Source organism: Acinetobacter pollinis, from assembly GCF_015627175.1.
Taxonomy (GTDB): Bacteria; Pseudomonadota; Gammaproteobacteria; order Pseudomonadales; family Moraxellaceae; genus Acinetobacter; species Acinetobacter pollinis.
The window spans coordinates 25,183-43,028 of record NZ_VTDQ01000002.1 but is presented as its reverse complement, the minus strand read 5'-3'; the positions used below and the strand labels follow the sequence as shown (position 1 = coordinate 43,028).

Here is a 17,846-nt window from a genome sequence, read left to right as displayed (position 1 = left end):
TAATTCTATATTTTGTTTATATTATATAAAAAGACTTACAATTTCATTAGTTTTTAAATGATTAGCTTTATCTATAATATAAATTAAATGAAAAATCTTATTTTGAGAATATGTAACTAAAATTACAAATGTTTAATTATTTTTTAAGGTTGTATTCTTAATTTATAAGTATGACTTAGCGTTATTAATAATAAATAGCTTTAGGAGAAAGTCATTATGAATATGGAATATACACACAAAACTGATTATTTTTTCTTTGCTCACAAGTTTGTACAGTTTTTACAATCTCATTTGGAAAAATATCCCAATGAGATAACAACAAATATTCATCTAAGTACATTAGATGATATCTTTGGTCATGATCGAGCATCTTTTACAATTAACTTAGATAGTATTTTAAATATTGTTGATGCCTATCATTTAGATACATTGATTGGTGATCAAACTTTAGTGCATCACCACGACATCAACACCAGAAAACATCTATTAACAATCTTCTTCAATGAGGAAGCATTAAGAAGCTTAAGAGCAGGGCAACTGATTCAATATCCAAAAGTTGCTTAACTTTACTTTAATAATAGGTGTTTCATTTATATGATAGCATCTCACAATAAAAGTAAGGCTTGATGATTTTGAAAGAAACACATGTTATTAAAGAATGGTCACAAACCATTCAATGGTTAATGAAATACGATGAGTGCTTTGATGAGTTAAAGTATGATGCAATACGCAAAGAGTGGACTGTTAGGCACGCTGCAGGTGAGGATATCTTGCGTATAGGGATGTTTCTTACAGCGAAATATGGAATCTTAGTCACATCATAAGTAACATCAGCTACTTATGATGCTTTAAAATTATGCAGATATAGACATTGCATCTACTGATAATTCTGCAACTGAAGGTTTTGGTTTTTCAGGTGTGAGTCCGAGTTTTTGGAATAATTGTTTGTCTTTGCCTTCACCTGCATTTGGTGTAGTAAGAAGTTTTTCCCCAGAGAAGAGAGAGTTTGCACCTGCCATAAAGGCCAGTGCCTGATCTGAATCGCTTAGTGCTTCTCGACCTGCTGATAATCTAATATAACTATGTGGCATTATAATTCGCGCAACAGCAATCGTTCTAATCCATTCAGTTACATCTAGTTTTTCAACATTTGCTAATGGTGTTCCTTCAATAGGAACAAGCATGTTGATTGGTACTGATTCAGGGTGAATTGGTAAAGTTGCAAGCTCATATAATAACCCAATACGATCATTGCGTTCTTCACCCAAACCTACAATTCCGCCACTACATACTTTTAAGCCAGCATTACGGACATGATCAAGCGTATTTAGACGGTCATCAAATGTACGTGTACTAATGATATTACTGTAGTATTCACGTGATGTATCTAGGTTGTGATTATAATAATCTAAGCCAGCTTGATGCAAACGCTGAGCTTGAGATTCATTTAGCATACCAAGCGTCATACATGTTTCCATGCCAAGCGCTTTAACTTCTTTTACCATCTCTAATACATAAGGCATATCTTTTTCATGAGGATTACGCCATGCTGCACCCATACAGAAACGTGAAGAACCTGAGGCTTTTGCTTCTTTTGCTTCAGAGATAACTTTTTCTACAGCAATTCTTTTTTCAGCTTCTAGTTTAGAGTCGTAGCGTACAGACTGAGAGCAGTATTTACAGTCTTCAGGGCATTTTCCTGTTTTAATTGACAACAGTGTACTTACCTGAATGGTGTTCGCTTGAAAGTTTTGGCGATGTACGCGCTGAGCTTCAAAGACCAAATCTAAAAATGGTTGATCATAGAGTGCTTGGATTTCCGCGCGCGTCCAATCATTTCGTACAGTCATTGTCATTTCCGTGTAAAATTGAATATTTCTATAAGCATAATCATACAGAAAACTGATCATACCTATAAGGCAAAATACTCCAAAAGTTTTAAATTTTTTAAGAGTATGTACTTAAATTAGCGTTTGCGACTATATCTACTACGGCCTCGAGCCATTCCGCCGAGCGCATTAAGTACAGCCATTTTACTCATGCTTCCTGATGCATGTGCATGACATATCGCTGCTGCTAAAGCATCAGCCGCATCTGCTTGTGGTCTAATAGTAAGCTTTAGAATATTCATGACCATCATTTGTACTTGTTCTTTATCTGCTGCACCATATCCAACCACTGACTGTTTAATTTGTCTGGCAGTATACTCTGCAACTTGAAGATCTAAATTGACCAATGCTGCAATTGCAGCACCCCGTGCTTGCCCCAGCTTTAAAGCAGAATCAGGGTTCTGTGCCATAAATACTTGTTCTACAGCCGCTTCAGTGGGGCCATGAAATTTAACAATACGTTCAACACCTGCAAAAATACGTTTCAACCGCTCAGGAATTTCTTGTGTTTCTGTGCGTATTGTACCAGCATCAATAAACTTTAATGTATTGCCATTTTTTTCAATAATTCCATAGCCTGTAAGCCTAGATCCTGGGTCAATACCAATAATTAAAGACATAATAAAAAATTTAAAAAGATGTACAACAGCGATTATATGCATTTAAAGTTTTAAAGTCCTAAATCCTTAAAACTATTTGTTCAAATTCTATGTATAAAATGATGTAACCTACCTTTAAAAATATACAATTGCCCATATTGAATAGATTAACGGTTCATTTTTATGTCACTTAAAAGCATAAAGTCATATATTTGTTGAAAGGATAAGCTAAATTTCATGAAAGTCGTTCTTCTTGTTGTCATCGGAGCAATTTTAGAAATTGCAGTATGGATTGGTGTTGCTCAATTCATAAGTGGATGGTATGTCTTTTTCTGGTTTATTCTTGCAGCAATTATTGGTCTTAAATTACTCAGATCAAGTACTTCAAGTATTATGCCTCAATTACAACAGATGCAAATGACAGGGCAACTGTCGGGTGATGCTGCGGTTTCACGTAAAATTGCGACTGCAATTGCTGGAGTATTGTTAATTATTCCTGGATTAATCACGGATGTAATTGCGGCTTTAATTTTACTTCCTCCTGTACAAAAAATGGTTGTACAAGCGCTTACATCAGCAATGGCTAAAAGACAGCAAGCCATGATGGAAAAAATGATGGGGGGAGCAAATGGAGCTGGTAATCCATTCGCGGATCTAATGAAGCAAATGCAAGGGCAACAAGGTACATCAGGAATGGGAAGAGATTCAAAAATTATTGATGGTGAGGCGAGGGAAGTAAAACCTGAGTCTAAGAAAATAGAAATGAAAGATGTAAAATAAAAGTAGTCATTTAGCTTTTAAAGCACCCGAACATTGTTTTATGCAGGTTCGGGTGTTTTTTTAACGGGTTCTGTCTGATTTTTAGGATAGATATTATTTTTCTCTAGCTGTGCTAGGTGGTTTTCAGATTGTTGATATTTACGTGTGCGGTTAGCACGCTCACGAAATTTACCTTGGTTGATTAACTGCGACATAGAAGATCATAGAAGTTGCCTTTTATTTATTTTAACAAAAATCTTTCATTCATTCTCACTATTTTTCATTAAACAATATATGATAAAAGTGGATGTTCTGTAATCAAAATTAAAAATGAGAAAAATATAATATAACCAAGAAAAGGAGGCGTTGTAATGTATCTATCTCACTATACCTGTGCATGCTGTAATAAGAAGAGAAAGTTATATCAGAAATCGTGTCCTCATTGTGGCTCTCATGCTTTAAAGAGTCCCTTTGGTTTTTGGTCTTTTTGTTTTTTTACATGCTTGGGCGTGGCATTTGTAGTCACTGCCAGTAATTTTTATTTTCATACAAGTGAAGAAAAATTACCTAAGTTATCAAATAATATCGTAGGGTTTATACAATAAAGCCCGTGATGTACGGGCTTTATCGACTTGGTTTATAGACCACTACTTTGACGTAGTGCTTCAACTTTATCAGTTTTTTCCCAAGTAAATGCATGATCTGAGCCATTACGCCCAAAATGTCCATAAGTGGCTGTTTGTTTATACATTGGCTGTACAAGGTCAAGCATACGTGTAATACCGTATGGACGTAGATCAAAGTGTTCACGCACTAAAGCAATAATAAGTGACTCTTCAACTTTTGCTGTACCAAATGTATTAATTGAAATAGAAGTAGGTTCTGCAACACCAATTGCATAGCTTACTTGAATTTCACATTTATCGGCTAAGCCTGCAGCAACAATATTTTTTGCAACATAACGGCCAGCGTAAGCAGCAGAGCGGTCAACTTTAGAAGGATCTTTTCCTGAGAAAGCACCACCACCATGTCTTGCCATACCACCGTAAGTATCTACAATAATTTTACGACCAGTTAAACCACAATCGCCCACTGGGCCACCAATTACAAACTTACCTGTCGGGTTAATGTGGAATTTTGTACTTGCATGAAACATGTCTTGTGGAATAACAGGTTTGATAATTTCTTCGATCACAGCTTCTTTTAACTGTGCTTGAGAAATTTCAGGATCGTGTTGTGTTGATAACACCACAGCATCTAGGCGTACTGGTTTGCCATTCTCGTATGCAAAAGTAACTTGACTCTTTGCATCGGGTCTTAACCATGCGAGGGTACCATCTCGACGTAAGTCTGCTTGACGTTCCATAAGTCGATGTGCGTACGAAATTGGAGCAGGCATAAGTACGTCAGTTTCGCGGCTTGCATAACCAAACATAAGGCCTTGGTCACCAGCGCCTTGGTCTTCTGGTTTTTGACGGTCAACACCCTGAGCAATTTCAGGAGATTGTTTACCAATCATATTAATGACAGCACATGTTGATCCATCAAAACCTAAATCTGAGTGATGATATCCGATGCCGTTTACTGTTTGACGAACAATTGATTCAACATCCACATTTGCAGTTGTTGTGATTTCACCGGCAAGTACCACTGCACCTGTTTTTACTAATGTTTCACAAGCAACCCTTGCATATGGGTCTTCTTTCAAAATAGCATCCAAAATAGCGTCACTAATTTGATCGGCCATTTTATCAGGATGACCTTCGCTTACAGATTCCGAAGTAAAAACAGCGTACTCGCGCATGAAAGCCCTATTACAGTAATTTTAAAAGACCCGATATGTTACATCGACTTGTCGTGAAGAACCAGTAGAAGAGTGATAAATTGAATAAATTTCTTGCAAACAGTATTTTTTTTTAATTATATTCATGATTGAAGTCATAAATTACACATAGGATGCTTTCCCAAATCTGATTGAAAAAGCATCCATGTTGACAAAAACAAAAGCTTTATTGTGCTGTAGAGGGCTGTGTCCACGTATTTACTTTGTTTTTGGTATCATTTTTAAAATCTTCAGCTTTATTCTTTGCTACTGATTTATCATGTTTGAAATCCTGAGACATATGGTGCATTTTGTCTTTTGATGCAACCTTTGCTTTATCCCATTTTTCTTCTGTATAGTTTTTACCTTGTTCAGTTCTGTGTTTTATCGCATTTTTACTTCTGTCATAGCCATTTTTTGTGGATTCTTTTGCTTCAGTAAATCTTCCTTTTGCACCGTCATTAAAGCTTTCTGTTTTCTGGTGCATGTTGTGACCAAAGTCTTTGGTTTTCGTTTCAGCATTTTTAAACTTTTCACTTGCATCTTGTTTAAAATCACGCCCTTTTTCAGAAGCTGCATTCTTTACGTTTTGATAATCTTTTTCAGCATTTTCTTTATGTTCAGTAATTGACGTACGTAGAGTATCTGTCATGCTGCCAAGATTGTTGTCTGCAAATGCATACACACTAGTAAGAGATAAAAGTGCAGTTGCAAAAATGGTATTGGCTTTATTCATGATCTTACCTTACATATTATTTATTGAAATTAGAGCTATCTTATTGGTTATCTATCTGAATGAATGTAAAAATATATGATGAGATTCGTTTATATATATAATGATATTGTTAGATAATAGTAAAAAAGGGGTTTTTTCTATTAAAAAATAACAGCGGATGAAGAACTTATGCAAAGTAGTGCATAAATAATGTGCGGTTAGGCTTTACCCCGTATGCTTTTTTTAAGACAATACACCTGTTTTGAATGTTTATTCATTTTCGTTAATCATTTCTACTTTGGACTCTGACCTATGACGACCCCTTTAAATGAACGTCGTATTGCAAATGCAATTCGTGTACTCGCTATGGATGCTGTTCAACAAGCAAATTCTGGGCATCCTGGTGCGCCAATGGGGATGGCAGACATCGCTGATGTTGTATGGCGTGAATTTTTAAACCATAATCCAACGAACCCTCAATGGGCAAACCGCGACCGTTTTGTGTTGTCGAATGGACATGGTTCTATGTTGCAATATGCTTTGCTTCATTTAACAGGGTATGACTTATCTTTAGAGGATCTTAAACAGTTCCGTCAATTACACTCAAAAACGCCAGGTCACCCTGAGTTAGGTTATGCACCAGGTGTAGAAACAACAACGGGTCCTTTAGGTCAGGGTATTGCTAATGCGGTAGGTTTTGCACTTGCTGAAAAAACGCTAGCTGCTCAGTTCAATAAAGATGAACTAAAAGTGGTTGACCATTATACATATACTTTCTTGGGCGATGGTTGTCTGATGGAAGGAATTTCTCATGAGGCATGTTCTTTAGCGGGAACATTAGGTCTTGGGAAATTGATTGCGTATTATGATGACAATGGAATTTCAATTGATGGCGAAGTTGAAGGTTGGTTCAGTGATGATACTGAAAAGCGTTTCCAAGCTTACGGCTGGCAAGTTTTACATGTAGATGGTCATAATCAGGAAGAGATTCGTCAAGCTACAGTAACTGCAAAAGAAGAAACTCAAAAACCAACATTAATTGTATGTAAAACTGTAATTGGCTTAGGTTCACCAAATAAACAAGGTAAAGAGTCAAGTCATGGTGCGCCACTTGGTGCAGATGAAATTACACTGACTCGTGAAGCATTAGGCTGGTTAGAGAGTGAAGCTTTTACAATTCCTCAAGACATCTATGATCAATGGGATGCCAAAGAAAAAGGGCAAAATGCTGAATCAGTTTGGAATACGGTTTTTGCGCAGTATAAAGCACAATATCCAACTGAGGCTGAAGAGCTTTTACGCCGTTTAAATGGCGATTTACCACAAAACTTCATTGAAAAAGCAGATGCATTTATTGCTGAAACAATTGAAAAAGCGGAATCTATCGCATCACGTAAAGCAAGCCAAAATACACTACAAGCATTTGGGCCGCAATTACCTGAACTGTTAGGTGGTTCAGCAGATTTAGCAGGTTCAAACTTAACACTTTGGAAAGGTTGTGAAGGTGTTCAAGATAACCCTGCAGGTAACTATGTGTACTATGGTGTACGTGAGTTTGGAATGACAGCTATTGCAAATGGTGTTGCTTTGCATGGTGGTTTTGTTCCTTACGTAGCAACTTTCCTTATGTTTATGGAATATGCGCGTAATGCAGTCCGTATGTCTGCATTGATGAAGCAACGTGTGATTCATGTATATACACATGATTCAATTGGTTTAGGTGAAGATGGTCCAACACATCAACCTATTGAGCAAATTGCGTCTTTACGTAATACACCAAACTTAAATACATGGCGTCCTGCCGATACTGTAGAGACTGCAGTTGCATGGAAGGCATCTTTACTTCGTCAGAATGGCCCATCTGCATTGATTTTGTCTCGTCAAAATTTACCATTCCAAACACGTACTTCTACGCAAGTTGAAAATGTGGCTAAAGGTGGTTATGTACTTGCAGAAGAGAAAGGTGCATTAAAAGCAATTATTATTGCAACAGGCTCTGAAGTCGACATCGCAATGCAAGCATATGCTCAATTAGACGGTGTGCGTGTTGTATCTATGCCATGTGCTGAAGTTTTCATGCAACAAGATGCTGCATATCGTGAAGCAGTATTGCCTGTACACATACGTGCTCGCGTGGCAGTTGAAGCAGCACATGCTGATTACTGGTGGAAGTTTGTTGGTTTAGATGGCAAAGTGATTGGTATGACCACTTATGGCGAGTCTGCACCTGCAAAAGCACTATTTGAGCATTTTGGTATTACTGTAAATGCTGTTATTGATGCAATCAAGGATATGACTGCATAATCACACGCTCCGATTGAAAAAGCCCTTAGATATCTAAGGGCTTTTTTTGTGTAAATAATTGATGATTATTGATCATACATATTGTGTTACATGTTAAGATTATTTCGATATAAATCTCTTTTATGGTCAGATGTGATAATAACGAATGAAAATTTTTCCATCTTCTGAATATGATCAAATTATTAAGTATGTTTGTTATTGGTTATGTGCCTCTATTGCGATCGGTCTAGTTGCAGGGTTTACGTCTACACTTATTTTCAGTTGTTTTGATTTAGCAAATAGTATTCGATTTACATATCCATGGTTAATTTTCTTTTTGCCATTTACGGGACTATTCATTGGATACTTATTTTATAAATATGGTACACCAATTGAAAAAGGTACACATCTATTCATTGATGAGATTCAACAGCCTAAGTCGTTTATCCCTAAGAGAATGAGCCCACTCATTTTCTTCACAGCAATTTTAACACAATTGTTTGGAGGATCTGCAGGTAGGGAAGCACCTGCTGTTCAATTGTCTGGGGCACTAACAGACCATGTTACTCAACTACTTGGGGTATCTAGAGATAACCGAAAAATATTTCTTATGGCAAGTATAGGAGCAGGTTTTTCAGGTATTTTTGGTTTGCCACTGGCAGGTGCAATTTATGGTTTGGAAATTACTGCATTAGGGAGTCTACGCTATTCAGCAGTATTTCCGTGCTTTATTTCAGCATTAATTGCAGCACAAGTTCCTGAAGCATTTCAGGTTGTGCATCCACATACATTCTATATTATTTCTAGTTTTCCTGACCTCGATATCAAAGTCCTTTTAGGGTTGGTGGTTGCTGGACTTATATTTGGGGTAGCTGCACGTCTTTTTATAATGACCATTCACTTTATTGGCCAACTCTTTAAAAAAGCTGTTCCATCTATGATTCTTAGACCTTTCATTGGGGGCGTAGTTTTGATGCTACTTACGTTATTGGTAGGCTCTCAGCAATTTAATGGTTTAGGCACAGATAAAGTTATTGCGGCATTCTATGTACCATTGCCTATAGTAGATTCTATTTATAAAACTGTTTTTACAGCAATCACGTTAGGTTCGGGATTTAAAGGTGGTGAGATTACACCATTATTTTTTGTAGGAACAACACTTGGGAATGCACTAGGTGCTTTTTTACCAGTACCTATTTCATTACTGGCTGGGCTAGGTTTAATTAGTCTTTTTTCAGGTGCAAGTAAAGCACCATTGACTTCGATTATTTTAGGCTTAGAGTTATTTGGTACACAAATTATGACTTATGCCATTATTACTTGCTTGCTAGCTTATTTATTTTCGGGTAACTGTGGTCTTTATAGAGTGCAAAAACCTAATCAAGATCATTAGATTTTTATAATAATTCTTCTATTAGTGTTTCCATTAGTGATTGAGCATTTAAACGCCGTATATTTGATACATTGCTACCTGCCCAATATATTGAAAATGCTGGGTCTAATGTACTTAACTTTTTAGCAATATCATAAGTATATGGATATCCAGAATGCTGTACTTCATGACATGATGCTAAGATCTGATGCCATTGACTGATAAGTCCTCTAGCAGGACGACCCGAAATAATATCTGTAATTTGCGTATTTTTTTGTTGAAAAAGGGCATTTTTATAGGATTGATTTGCTGCAGACTCCTCACATTGTATAAATGCAGTGCCAAGCTGAGCGGCCGATGCTCCTAAATCTAACATCTTGCGAATAGCATCTCCTGCCATTATACCGCCTGCAGCCACAACGGGTAGTTGTATCTGAGGGTGTTCGATAAGTATGCTTACTAAATCAGAGGTAAAAATTCCTGATTCTCTAGATGGATTAAACATACCACGATGACCACCTGCTTCAATACCTTGAGCGATAAGAATATCAATGCCTAAAGCTTGTGCTTCTAATGCTTCGGACAGCTGAGTAACAGAAACCATAGTCATGATTCCTGAACTTTTAAGTGCAGAAATTTGGCTATATGATGGAAGTCCAAAATGAAAACTAACAGCTTTCGGCTTGGTGTCTAGAAGCAGATTTGTATAGTCATCATTATTTTTAAAGCTCGAATATAGCTGTTGCAGTTGGGTTGGTGCTTCTTTACCTAAGCGAAAAAATTCTTTTGATAGAAAGTGAATCCAGTCTTTTTCTTGCTCTTTATCTAATTTGTATTCTTCATGACAAAAGAAGTTGACTTGAAATGCGTTTGGAGTCAGTAATTTTGTTTGTTTTATTTGATGAATAGCGTCATCAATAGTACTACTGCCAAGGCCTAAAGCACCGAGTCCACCTGCATTAGAGACAGCGGCTGCTAAAGCGGGTGTAGAAACACCTGACATTGGTGCAAGAAAAATAGGATATTTAATATTAAGTTGATTAAGCATTTTAGTTGTGCCTATAAGAATTACTAATTAATGATTTATTTTGTTTATGGGTAGTGAAAATGATCGTATAGTCTTTTATTTCCTTAAATAGATCGTTAGCTTTTTGGTTGGCATATCTATAGTATAATTATTAATGCTTTATTGACTATTTTGATAGCAGAATATGTATAAGATAACAAATTACAAAGAAAGTATTTTAAAATTTTTATGTATTTTGACAATAAAGCTAAATTAGAGCAATTTATAATTAGATTGACTGGGTTTAAGTTCGAATCTGATTGATAGATAAGCATTAGATTTAATCTAAAGTTATATTGAGCAGTATTAATGAGCGCTATGTTATAATGAATAAAATTCAATTTTAAAAATCATTATGCTAGAAATTAGACACTTAAGAACATTACTTGCGCTGAGAGAACATGGTTCTTTGGTTGCTGCCGCAAGTGACTTATGTTTAACACCTTCAGCCATTTCACATCAACTCAAAGAATTAGATCATTGGTATGGGGTAGAGGTGGTTAATCGTCGTAGTCGGCCTGTGCAGTTTTCTAATGTCGGACAACGATTATTAAAACTTGCCGATGATATTTTGCCTCAAATTCATATCACTCAAAGTGACATTACCAGAATTATTCATGGTCAAACAGGGCGTATTATCTTTTCATCGGAATGCCATAGTTGTTTTGACTGGTTGATGCCACTGCTCAATCAATATCGTCAGCAATATCCAGATGTGGATTTAGACTTTGCACCAGCATTTGAGTCTAATCCTCACGAGTTATTACAAAATGGTGAGTTTGACTTATTAATTACTGCAGATCCAATTGCTTTAAAAGGTGTTGAGTATTTTCCTATTTTCGAGTATGAATCTCGGTTAGTGTTATCAAATACGCATCCTTTAGTGCGCGCAGATAAAATTACTGTACATGCCTTGGCTGATGAAACGCTAATTACTTATCCAGTAGATAAACATCGTCTAGATATTATGTCGCACCTATTTATTCCAGCAAATATTCAACCCAAAAACATAAGAACAACCGATTTAACGCAAATGCTTATTCAGCTTGTTGCGAGTGGTCGAGGTATTGGTGCATTACCTGACTGGGTAGTAAAAGAATATGAACAAAAGGGTTGGGTCACAAGTCGACGTTTAGACTGTATTGCACCACAAGGACTACGCCGTACCTTATATGCCGGTTATCGTAGTGAAGAGAAAGAGAAAAATTATTTTGAAGGTTTTTTAAAACAACTTGATAAATTCTCTCAACAAAGAAGTCAATATTATTCTTCTTAAGTCATAAGTTTAGATTGTTATCCTTTGTGAATAAATAATGAAAGTATGCCTGCTGCAATGAGTGGGCCTACAGGGACACCACGTAGCAAGGCAACGCCAGCAACAGTACCAATAAGTAAACCTGCAACAACGTCAGGTTGGGTAGTCATAAGTTTAACGCCACGGCTACCTAACCAAGCGACAAATACACCAATAATAATTGCGAGAATAGATTTATAGCTTGCAAAAGATTTAAGCAAAGTATCTCCTGCAATTGTTCCACTAGCAATTGGTGCAAGCATGCCGATGGTTAGAATTGTAATTCCTATATTTAATGCATGGTTTTGTATAAATGGAAAATACATCGAAAGTGGTGTAATTTTTACAATAATGAGTGCCACACTTGCAAGTGTAACGGAGGAGTTATGGCTGAAGATACCACATGCAAGTAAGACAAAAAGTGCAATTAAATTTAAATCTAAGGAAGAAGGCATAGCAATCATTGTCATGTATATAAAAATGATATTCATTGTAACGGTTTTAGGCATTTTTCTTCTATAGATCTAAGAAAAAATAATAAGTTCAACTAAAAATTAGGTAACATATTCAAAATATTGGAATATGGGTAAATATATGCGTTTAGACAAGATACTACAATCGCAAGGCTTTGGGTCAAGAAAAGAATGTCAGCATCTTATTTCGCGAGGTCTGGTTGAGGTTGATGAAAAAATCTGTCTTGATGCCAAACAAGTATTTCAAACTAAAGGATTAGAGTTCAAGGTTTCTAGTCATTCTTATATATATGTAGAAAAAGTATATATTGTGCTAAATAAGCCTCAAGGGTATGAATGTTCACATCAAGCTGTACATCACTTTAGTGTTTATGAGTTGCTACCTCAATTATTTAATGTAAGAGGGGTGCAATCGATTGGAAGGTTAGATCAGGACACTACGGGTTTGCTTTTATTTAGTGATGATGGTCAGTTTATTCAAGCATTAACACATCCTAAAAAACATGTAGGAAAACAATACTTAGTAAATACAATAGATCCACTGACAGATGATCAGCTTCAGCAATTACAAGAAGGTGTAGTTTTAAGAGGGGAGAAAGGTAGTTTTATTGCTAAAGATGTAAAAAGACTTGCTGAGAACTCATGTTTAATGACCGTTCATCAAGGAGTATATCATCAGGTAAAACGCATGATTGCAGCCGTTGGTAATAAAGTATCTCAGTTACATAGAAATAAAACTGGTTCATTTGAATTGCCACATGACTTGAAAGAAGGCGAGTGGCGATATTTATCTATAGATGAAATAGAGCAAATTAAACATTAATTATGTTTTTGGAATTTCATCTGTATTGCTCTCATTGAGTAATGCATTGAGTTCATCGAAGAAATCTTCATGGTTATCACTGTGGTGCTGTGAAGATTTAGTTTTCTTGAGTTTTAATAATTGTTCCATATTTATATTTTGGTTTTCAATAGAAAATGGAATTGATTTTGTTAATACTACCTGTTTAAAAAAAAGACGGACTGCTTGTGCTGGTGTTATACCTAATTGTTTAAATACAGCAAATGCTTGCTTTTTTTCTTGTGAGTCAAGTCTGACTTGGTAGACTTCTGTTTTTCTCATTTGTTCAAGCCAAAGTAAAAAGAGTATAGGTTCTAGATAATATAAAATTAATTTAAATTAAAAGTCAATCAAAATGTCATTCCCTTGTCATTACATTAAGATGGCATTTGTAGCTCTTGTCGAGAAAAAAATGCGAAATCTTCTTCGGTAATAGGATCATGAAAAGAAAGCTGTTTTGCCAGTAGTTGTAATGGCTGGCTAAAATCGTCTGGTGCTTTGTGTTTGAGTCGCGGATAGTAAGGGTCATTCATAATAGGAATGCCTAAAGCATTTAAATGTACGCGTAACTGATGTTGTTTTCCTGTAGTGGGTCTAAGTAAATATTTTGCCCAGATTTTATTATGTTCTAAACATTCAATATATGTTTCGCTATTTGGGGGTTCGTGAGCAATAATTTGCATAGTATAAAAAGGATCACCTTTTTGCATGTGATATTGCGTAGTTTTCGGTAGGACTAAATCGGTATTATATTTTGCGATCGCGTGATATTGCTTAAATACTTTTTTTTCTGAAAATAGTTGTTGATATATGGCTCGAGTCTCTGGACGTTTAGAAAATATGACCACACCTGCTGTTTCACGGTCTAAACGGTGAATAGGTGTAAGTAAAGCATTTTGAGTTTCATGTTTTAATCTTACAAGTAATGTTTCTTGTAGATATTGACCGGTAGGACTCATAGTGAGGAAGTGTGGCTTATCTACGACGAGAAGATCGTCATTTTCAAACAGATGATGATGTGTATAGGGCACATGAAATTCATGCGCTAAAAAACGATAATAAAATATAAACGTATTTTGTTTGTAAGTAGTATTAATTGTTATGGGTTGCAAGTTTTGATCGATAACCAATTGATCTTGAATTCTTTCTTGCCACTCTTGTTTGTGAATATGGGGGAAGTAATCGCATAAAAAAGCAAAAATTGTAGTATGAGTTTGATGAGCAGGAAGATAAACACGACTTGGACTAACACCATTTCGCATAGGAGGCGTGTGTTCTAGCATAGATAAATATAGCCACACAAAGGCTAAGAGTAGGTTTTCATTAAACGCAATGCTATCATAGTCAGATGTTCTATTCTATCGTCTGCTAAAATGTCAAATACTCTCAAAATTAATATTTCTTCTGAAAGTGATACTCAGACATTTGCAACATCGCTCATGCAGTGTTTTCAAGAAGGTGTCCTGTATCTGATAGGTGATCTTGGCGCAGGAAAAACAACATTTACACGATATTTTTTGAATGCTTTTGGACATCAGGGTACGGTAAAAAGTCCAACATATACATTAGTAGAGCCTTACCAAATTCAAGGAAAGTCGGTATTTCATTTTGACTTATATCGTTTAAATGATCCGTATGAATTAGAGTTGATGGGTATACGTGATTATTTAGAGACACCTAACGCATTATTTATTTTTGAATGGCCTTCTAAAGGTGAAGATGAAATTCCTGAAGCAGATTTAATACTTGAAATTTTAAAAACGGATGATGAAACTGCACGAGAAATTCTTATTCACTCGAGCAATGAAGGAGTGATCCAGCATTTGCAGGAACATATGAATGTCAAGAGATAATCAAGGTCGCATAAATACACTTTCACCTGCATTAGCAAACCAAATTGCGGCAGGTGAGGTTATTGAACGGCCCTCTTCGGTGGTAAAAGAGTTGCTCGAAAATGCGATTGATGCGGGAGCAAATTCTCTCATTATTCGTATTGAACAAGGGGGAAGCACCCTCATTGAAGTCATTGATAATGGTGTAGGGATTCACCCTGATGATTTATCTCTTGCAGTCATGCGACATGCGACAAGTAAGATACAGACCTCGGAAGATTTACACTCTATCGTCAGTCTAGGATTTCGTGGAGAGGCATTGGCTTCTATTGCTGCAGTTTCTCGTTTAACTTTAACCAGTAGTCAAGATGATTCAGGAGTGGGTTATCAGGTTGAAGTAAATGGGACAGCATTTGATCATCAGCAAGTTCAGCCTACAGCCAGTTATCGGGGCACACATATTCGAGTACAAGACTTATTTTTTAATGTGCCGGCTCGCCGTAAGTTTCTAAAGCGGCCATCGACGGAATATAGCCATATTGAAGAAGTTGTACGCCGTTTGGCGCTTACATATTTTGATGTTCGCTTTATGCTCGAACATAATGATCAAATTAAACTCAATTTGCCACGTGCAGACAGTGGCGCACTGCGCTATCAGCGTGTACAGCAACTTTTAGGTAAATCTTTTGTTGAGAATGCCTACACATTTGATAAAGAAGCATCTGGACTCAAAATGACAGGTTGGCTCGGGCATCCTTCAGATGCACGCCCTCAAGCGGATTTGCAATATGTCTACGTAAATGGACGTATTGTCAAAGATAAAACCATTTCTCATGCATTACGTATGGGGTACGATGGTATTTTGCATGGTCATCAATATGCAGGATATTTGATATTTTTAGAGGTAGAGCCTGATCAGATCGATGTGAATGTGCATCCGACAAAACATGAAATTCGATTTTTAAACCAAAGAGAAGTACATGAGTTTGTACGTCATACAGCCAAGGATATTTTAAGCCAATTTCAGACAGCATCTGCCGAACTTACTCAGGCGTTAAAACCTAGCTATTTGAAGCCGGAACCTAAGGTACAGGAACAATTCCAGCTACATCAAAATAAACAAGTAGATTACCGTCATGAACCTACAACAAGTGAATTGAAGACGCAATTTGATGAGGCATATGTTGCACCATCTAGCTCTCAGAATTACCAGTATTCGCAAAGAGAACAGGCTTCTCATACGTCTGACCAATTCCAGAGTGCGCTTAAATCATATTTGACTCCATTGCGTGATGAGGTCGAGCAAGAAGTACCATCAAAAGATGAGTATCCCCTTGGTATTGCCATTGCGCAGCTGCACGGAATTTATATACTCGCACAAAATACCGAAGGTCTAGTTATTGTAGATATGCATGCAGCACATGAGCGTATATTGCTTGAACAAATGAAAAAAAGCTGGGATCAACCCGATTTTTGGATATCTCAACAACTTCTTATTCCTAAAGTAATTAGTATTACTCATACGCAAGCCGATCGCTTAGAAGATTTGAAAGCACAATTTTTGCGTTTTGGTCTAGATATAGATTTATATGGTGATACACAAGTGATTGTGAGAGGCGTACCTGCTGTGTTGCATAAAGCAGATTTAGGAAGACTAATTCCTGAATTGCTTAATGATTTAGATCCTAGCGATGAAGCTACAGGTTTACAGCAAAAGCGAGACCAAATTTTGGCAGGTATAGCATGTCATGGGGCTGTACGTGCACACAGACAGTTAGGTCTATCTGAAATGAATGCATTGTTAAGACAAATGGAGCAAACCGCTTTTGCTAGTCAATGTAATCACGGACGTCCAACATGGCGTTCTTTCCCTTTATCTCAATTAGATAAGTTATTTGCTCGAGGAGAATAGTGGTATATGACGAGTTCATTACCTGTCATCAATTTAATGGGACCAACAGCAAGTGGGAAAACTGCACTGGCATGTGAGTTATATGAGCAAGGAAACTTTGAGCTTATATCTGTCGATTCCGCGTTAGTTTATAAAGATATGGATATCGGTACCGCAAAACCTTCTAAAGAGGAACAGGCTCAATATCCACATCATCTTATTGATATTATTACTCCATTAGAAGTTTACTCGGCTGCGGAGTTTGTAAGTGATGCAACACGTTTAATTGATGAAATTCATTTAAGAGGTAAGACCCCAATTTTGGTCGGTGGAACAATGCTTTATTTCAAAGCATTACTTGAGGGATTATCTGATAATTTGCCTAGTGCAGATCAGGAAATTCGTCAACAAATTGTTGACCAAGCAACTGCAGAAGGATGGCAGAGTGTATATGATGAGCTGACACATGTGGATCCATTGGCCAGCCAAAAATTTTCTGTTACAGACAGACAAAGAATTGTTCGAGCTTTGGAAGTTCACCGTCTAACAGGTAGGCCGATTACACAATTACAAGCAGAACAGTCGAAAAACTTACCATATCGTTACACTTTTCATAATTACGCTTTAATGCCTGATCGGTTAGAGTTACATCAGAGAATTGAGCAAAGACTCAATAAAATGTGGGAAATTGGTTTTTTTAATGAAGTTAAATTTCTTATTGAAAAATACGATTTAAATGCTGATATACCCTCTATGCGAGCAGTAGGATACCGACAAGTACTAGAATATTTAATGAATTGTGAGGAAATTCACGAGAATAAGAAAAATATGGAGGATAAAGCATTATTTGCAACGAGACAGTTGGCGAAAAGGCAATTTACTTGGTTACGTTCTTTAAGAGAAAAACATCAATTTATCACCTTTTTATCACTAAAACAGGCTCAAGAGCACTTGCGAAACTGCTACAGATAAAGCAAAATTTGCAGGCTGTCTTTTTTATAAATTTTTAA

General features: G+C 36.5%; 19 protein-coding genes. 10 read left to right on the top strand and 9 right to left on the bottom strand.

All coding sequences use genetic code 11. From position 1 onward, the window contains the following. Positions 1–216 precede the first annotated feature (216 nt). Together I2F23_RS01110 and I2F23_RS01105 are read left to right on the top strand one after the other, a co-directional pair. On the top strand, positions 217–564 hold the full coding sequence (locus I2F23_RS01110) for a hypothetical protein (RefSeq protein WP_195770751.1): 348 nt from the start codon (positions 217–219) through the stop codon (positions 562–564). A 62-nt stretch (positions 565–626) separates the two neighbouring features. Next, positions 627–824, top strand: coding sequence for a hypothetical protein (locus I2F23_RS01105; RefSeq protein ID WP_195770750.1), 198 nt, complete (start codon positions 627–629; stop codon positions 822–824). A gap of 30 nt (positions 825–854) precedes the next feature. On the opposite strand, the gene bioB is transcribed toward I2F23_RS01105, so the two are convergent. Both bioB and ruvC read right to left on the bottom strand, forming a co-directional pair. Beyond that, on the bottom strand, positions 855–1,850 hold the full coding sequence (bioB, locus tag I2F23_RS01100) for a biotin synthase BioB (RefSeq protein ID WP_195770749.1): 996 nt from the start codon (positions 1,848–1,850) through the stop codon (positions 855–857). A gap of 116 nt (positions 1,851–1,966) precedes the next feature. Next, a complete protein-coding gene (ruvC, locus tag I2F23_RS01095; RefSeq protein WP_195770871.1) occupies positions 1,967–2,509 on the bottom strand; it encodes a crossover junction endodeoxyribonuclease RuvC in 543 nt (180 codons plus the stop codon). Between the two features lie 216 nt (positions 2,510–2,725). Here ruvC and I2F23_RS01090 point away from each other — a divergent pair, with 216 nt between their 5' ends. Further along, positions 2,726–3,268, top strand: a complete 543-nt coding sequence (locus I2F23_RS01090) for an FxsA family protein (protein WP_195770748.1) — start codon at positions 2,726–2,728, stop codon at positions 3,266–3,268. A gap of 38 nt (positions 3,269–3,306) precedes the next feature. Here the strand turns inward: I2F23_RS01090 and I2F23_RS01085 are convergent, their stop codons facing one another. The 3 genes from I2F23_RS01085 to I2F23_RS01075 all read right to left on the bottom strand — a co-directional run bounded on the left by I2F23_RS01085 (position 3,307) and on the right by I2F23_RS01075 (position 5,805). Next, positions 3,307–3,462, bottom strand: coding sequence for a hypothetical protein (locus tag I2F23_RS01085; RefSeq protein ID WP_195770747.1), 156 nt, complete (start codon positions 3,460–3,462; stop codon positions 3,307–3,309). Between the two features lie 422 nt (positions 3,463–3,884). Further along, positions 3,885–5,051, bottom strand: coding sequence for a methionine adenosyltransferase (gene metK / locus I2F23_RS01080; RefSeq protein WP_195770746.1), 1,167 nt, complete (start codon positions 5,049–5,051; stop codon positions 3,885–3,887). Between the two features lie 205 nt (positions 5,052–5,256). Further along, positions 5,257–5,805, bottom strand: coding sequence for a hypothetical protein (locus I2F23_RS01075; RefSeq protein WP_195770745.1), 549 nt, complete (start codon positions 5,803–5,805; stop codon positions 5,257–5,259). Positions 5,806–6,096: 291 nt separating this feature from the next. Between I2F23_RS01075 and tkt the strand changes: the two genes are divergently transcribed. Next, complete coding sequence (tkt, locus tag I2F23_RS01070) at positions 6,097–8,088, top strand: transketolase (RefSeq protein WP_195770744.1); 1,992 nt, start codon at positions 6,097–6,099, stop codon at positions 8,086–8,088. A 145-nt stretch (positions 8,089–8,233) separates the two neighbouring features. Then, positions 8,234–9,460: a chloride channel protein gene (locus I2F23_RS01065; RefSeq protein ID WP_195770743.1), complete on the top strand. Its 1,227-nt coding sequence runs from the start codon at positions 8,234–8,236 to the stop codon at positions 9,458–9,460. 4 nt (positions 9,461–9,464) lie between these two features. On the opposite strand, the gene I2F23_RS01060 is transcribed toward I2F23_RS01065, so the two are convergent. Then, the gene (locus I2F23_RS01060; RefSeq protein WP_195770742.1) at positions 9,465–10,487 is read right to left on the bottom strand and encodes an NAD(P)H-dependent flavin oxidoreductase; all 1,023 of its coding nucleotides are present in this window, start codon (positions 10,485–10,487) and stop codon (positions 9,465–9,467) included. Positions 10,488–10,860: 373 nt separating this feature from the next. Here I2F23_RS01060 and I2F23_RS01055 point away from each other — a divergent pair, with 373 nt between their 5' ends. Beyond that, positions 10,861–11,781: a LysR family transcriptional regulator gene (locus I2F23_RS01055; RefSeq protein ID WP_195770741.1), complete on the top strand. Its 921-nt coding sequence runs from the start codon at positions 10,861–10,863 to the stop codon at positions 11,779–11,781. A 17-nt stretch (positions 11,782–11,798) separates the two neighbouring features. Here I2F23_RS01055 and I2F23_RS01050 read toward each other — a convergent pair whose 3' ends face one another. After that, positions 11,799–12,254 carry a DUF441 domain-containing protein gene (locus tag I2F23_RS01050; RefSeq protein WP_195770870.1) on the bottom strand — a complete coding sequence of 152 codons (456 nt, stop codon included), beginning with the start codon at positions 12,252–12,254 and terminating at the stop codon, positions 11,799–11,801. Positions 12,255–12,393: 139 nt separating this feature from the next. Between I2F23_RS01050 and I2F23_RS01045 the strand changes: the two genes are divergently transcribed. After that, positions 12,394–13,095: a pseudouridine synthase gene (locus I2F23_RS01045; RefSeq protein ID WP_195770740.1), complete on the top strand. Its 702-nt coding sequence runs from the start codon at positions 12,394–12,396 to the stop codon at positions 13,093–13,095. Here I2F23_RS01045 and I2F23_RS01040 read toward each other — a convergent pair whose 3' ends face one another. Then, the gene (locus I2F23_RS01040; RefSeq protein WP_195770739.1) at positions 13,096–13,395 is read right to left on the bottom strand and encodes a type II toxin-antitoxin system RelB/DinJ family antitoxin; all 300 of its coding nucleotides are present in this window, start codon (positions 13,393–13,395) and stop codon (positions 13,096–13,098) included. It lies immediately after the preceding gene. Positions 13,396–13,490: 95 nt separating this feature from the next. Next, positions 13,491–14,396, bottom strand: a complete 906-nt coding sequence (locus tag I2F23_RS01035) for a pseudouridine synthase (protein WP_211140197.1) — start codon at positions 14,394–14,396, stop codon at positions 13,491–13,493. Positions 14,397–14,486: 90 nt separating this feature from the next. Between I2F23_RS01035 and tsaE the strand changes: the two genes are divergently transcribed. The 3 genes from tsaE to miaA are packed head-to-tail and all read left to right on the top strand — an operon-like array spanning position 14,487 to position 17,808. Next, entirely contained in the window at positions 14,487–14,966 is a 480-nt protein-coding gene (gene tsaE, locus I2F23_RS01030; RefSeq protein ID WP_195770738.1) for a tRNA (adenosine(37)-N6)-threonylcarbamoyltransferase complex ATPase subunit type 1 TsaE, read from the top strand. Further along, a complete protein-coding gene (gene mutL / locus I2F23_RS01025) occupies positions 14,953–16,857 on the top strand; it encodes a DNA mismatch repair endonuclease MutL (RefSeq protein ID WP_195770737.1) in 1,905 nt (634 codons plus the stop codon). Before tsaE ends, mutL begins: the two co-directional genes overlap by 14 nt. Positions 16,858–16,863: 6 nt before the next feature. After that, complete coding sequence (miaA, locus tag I2F23_RS01020; protein WP_195770736.1) at positions 16,864–17,808, top strand: tRNA (adenosine(37)-N6)-dimethylallyltransferase MiaA; 945 nt, start codon at positions 16,864–16,866, stop codon at positions 17,806–17,808. The last annotated feature ends 38 nt before the right edge of the window (positions 17,809–17,846 follow it).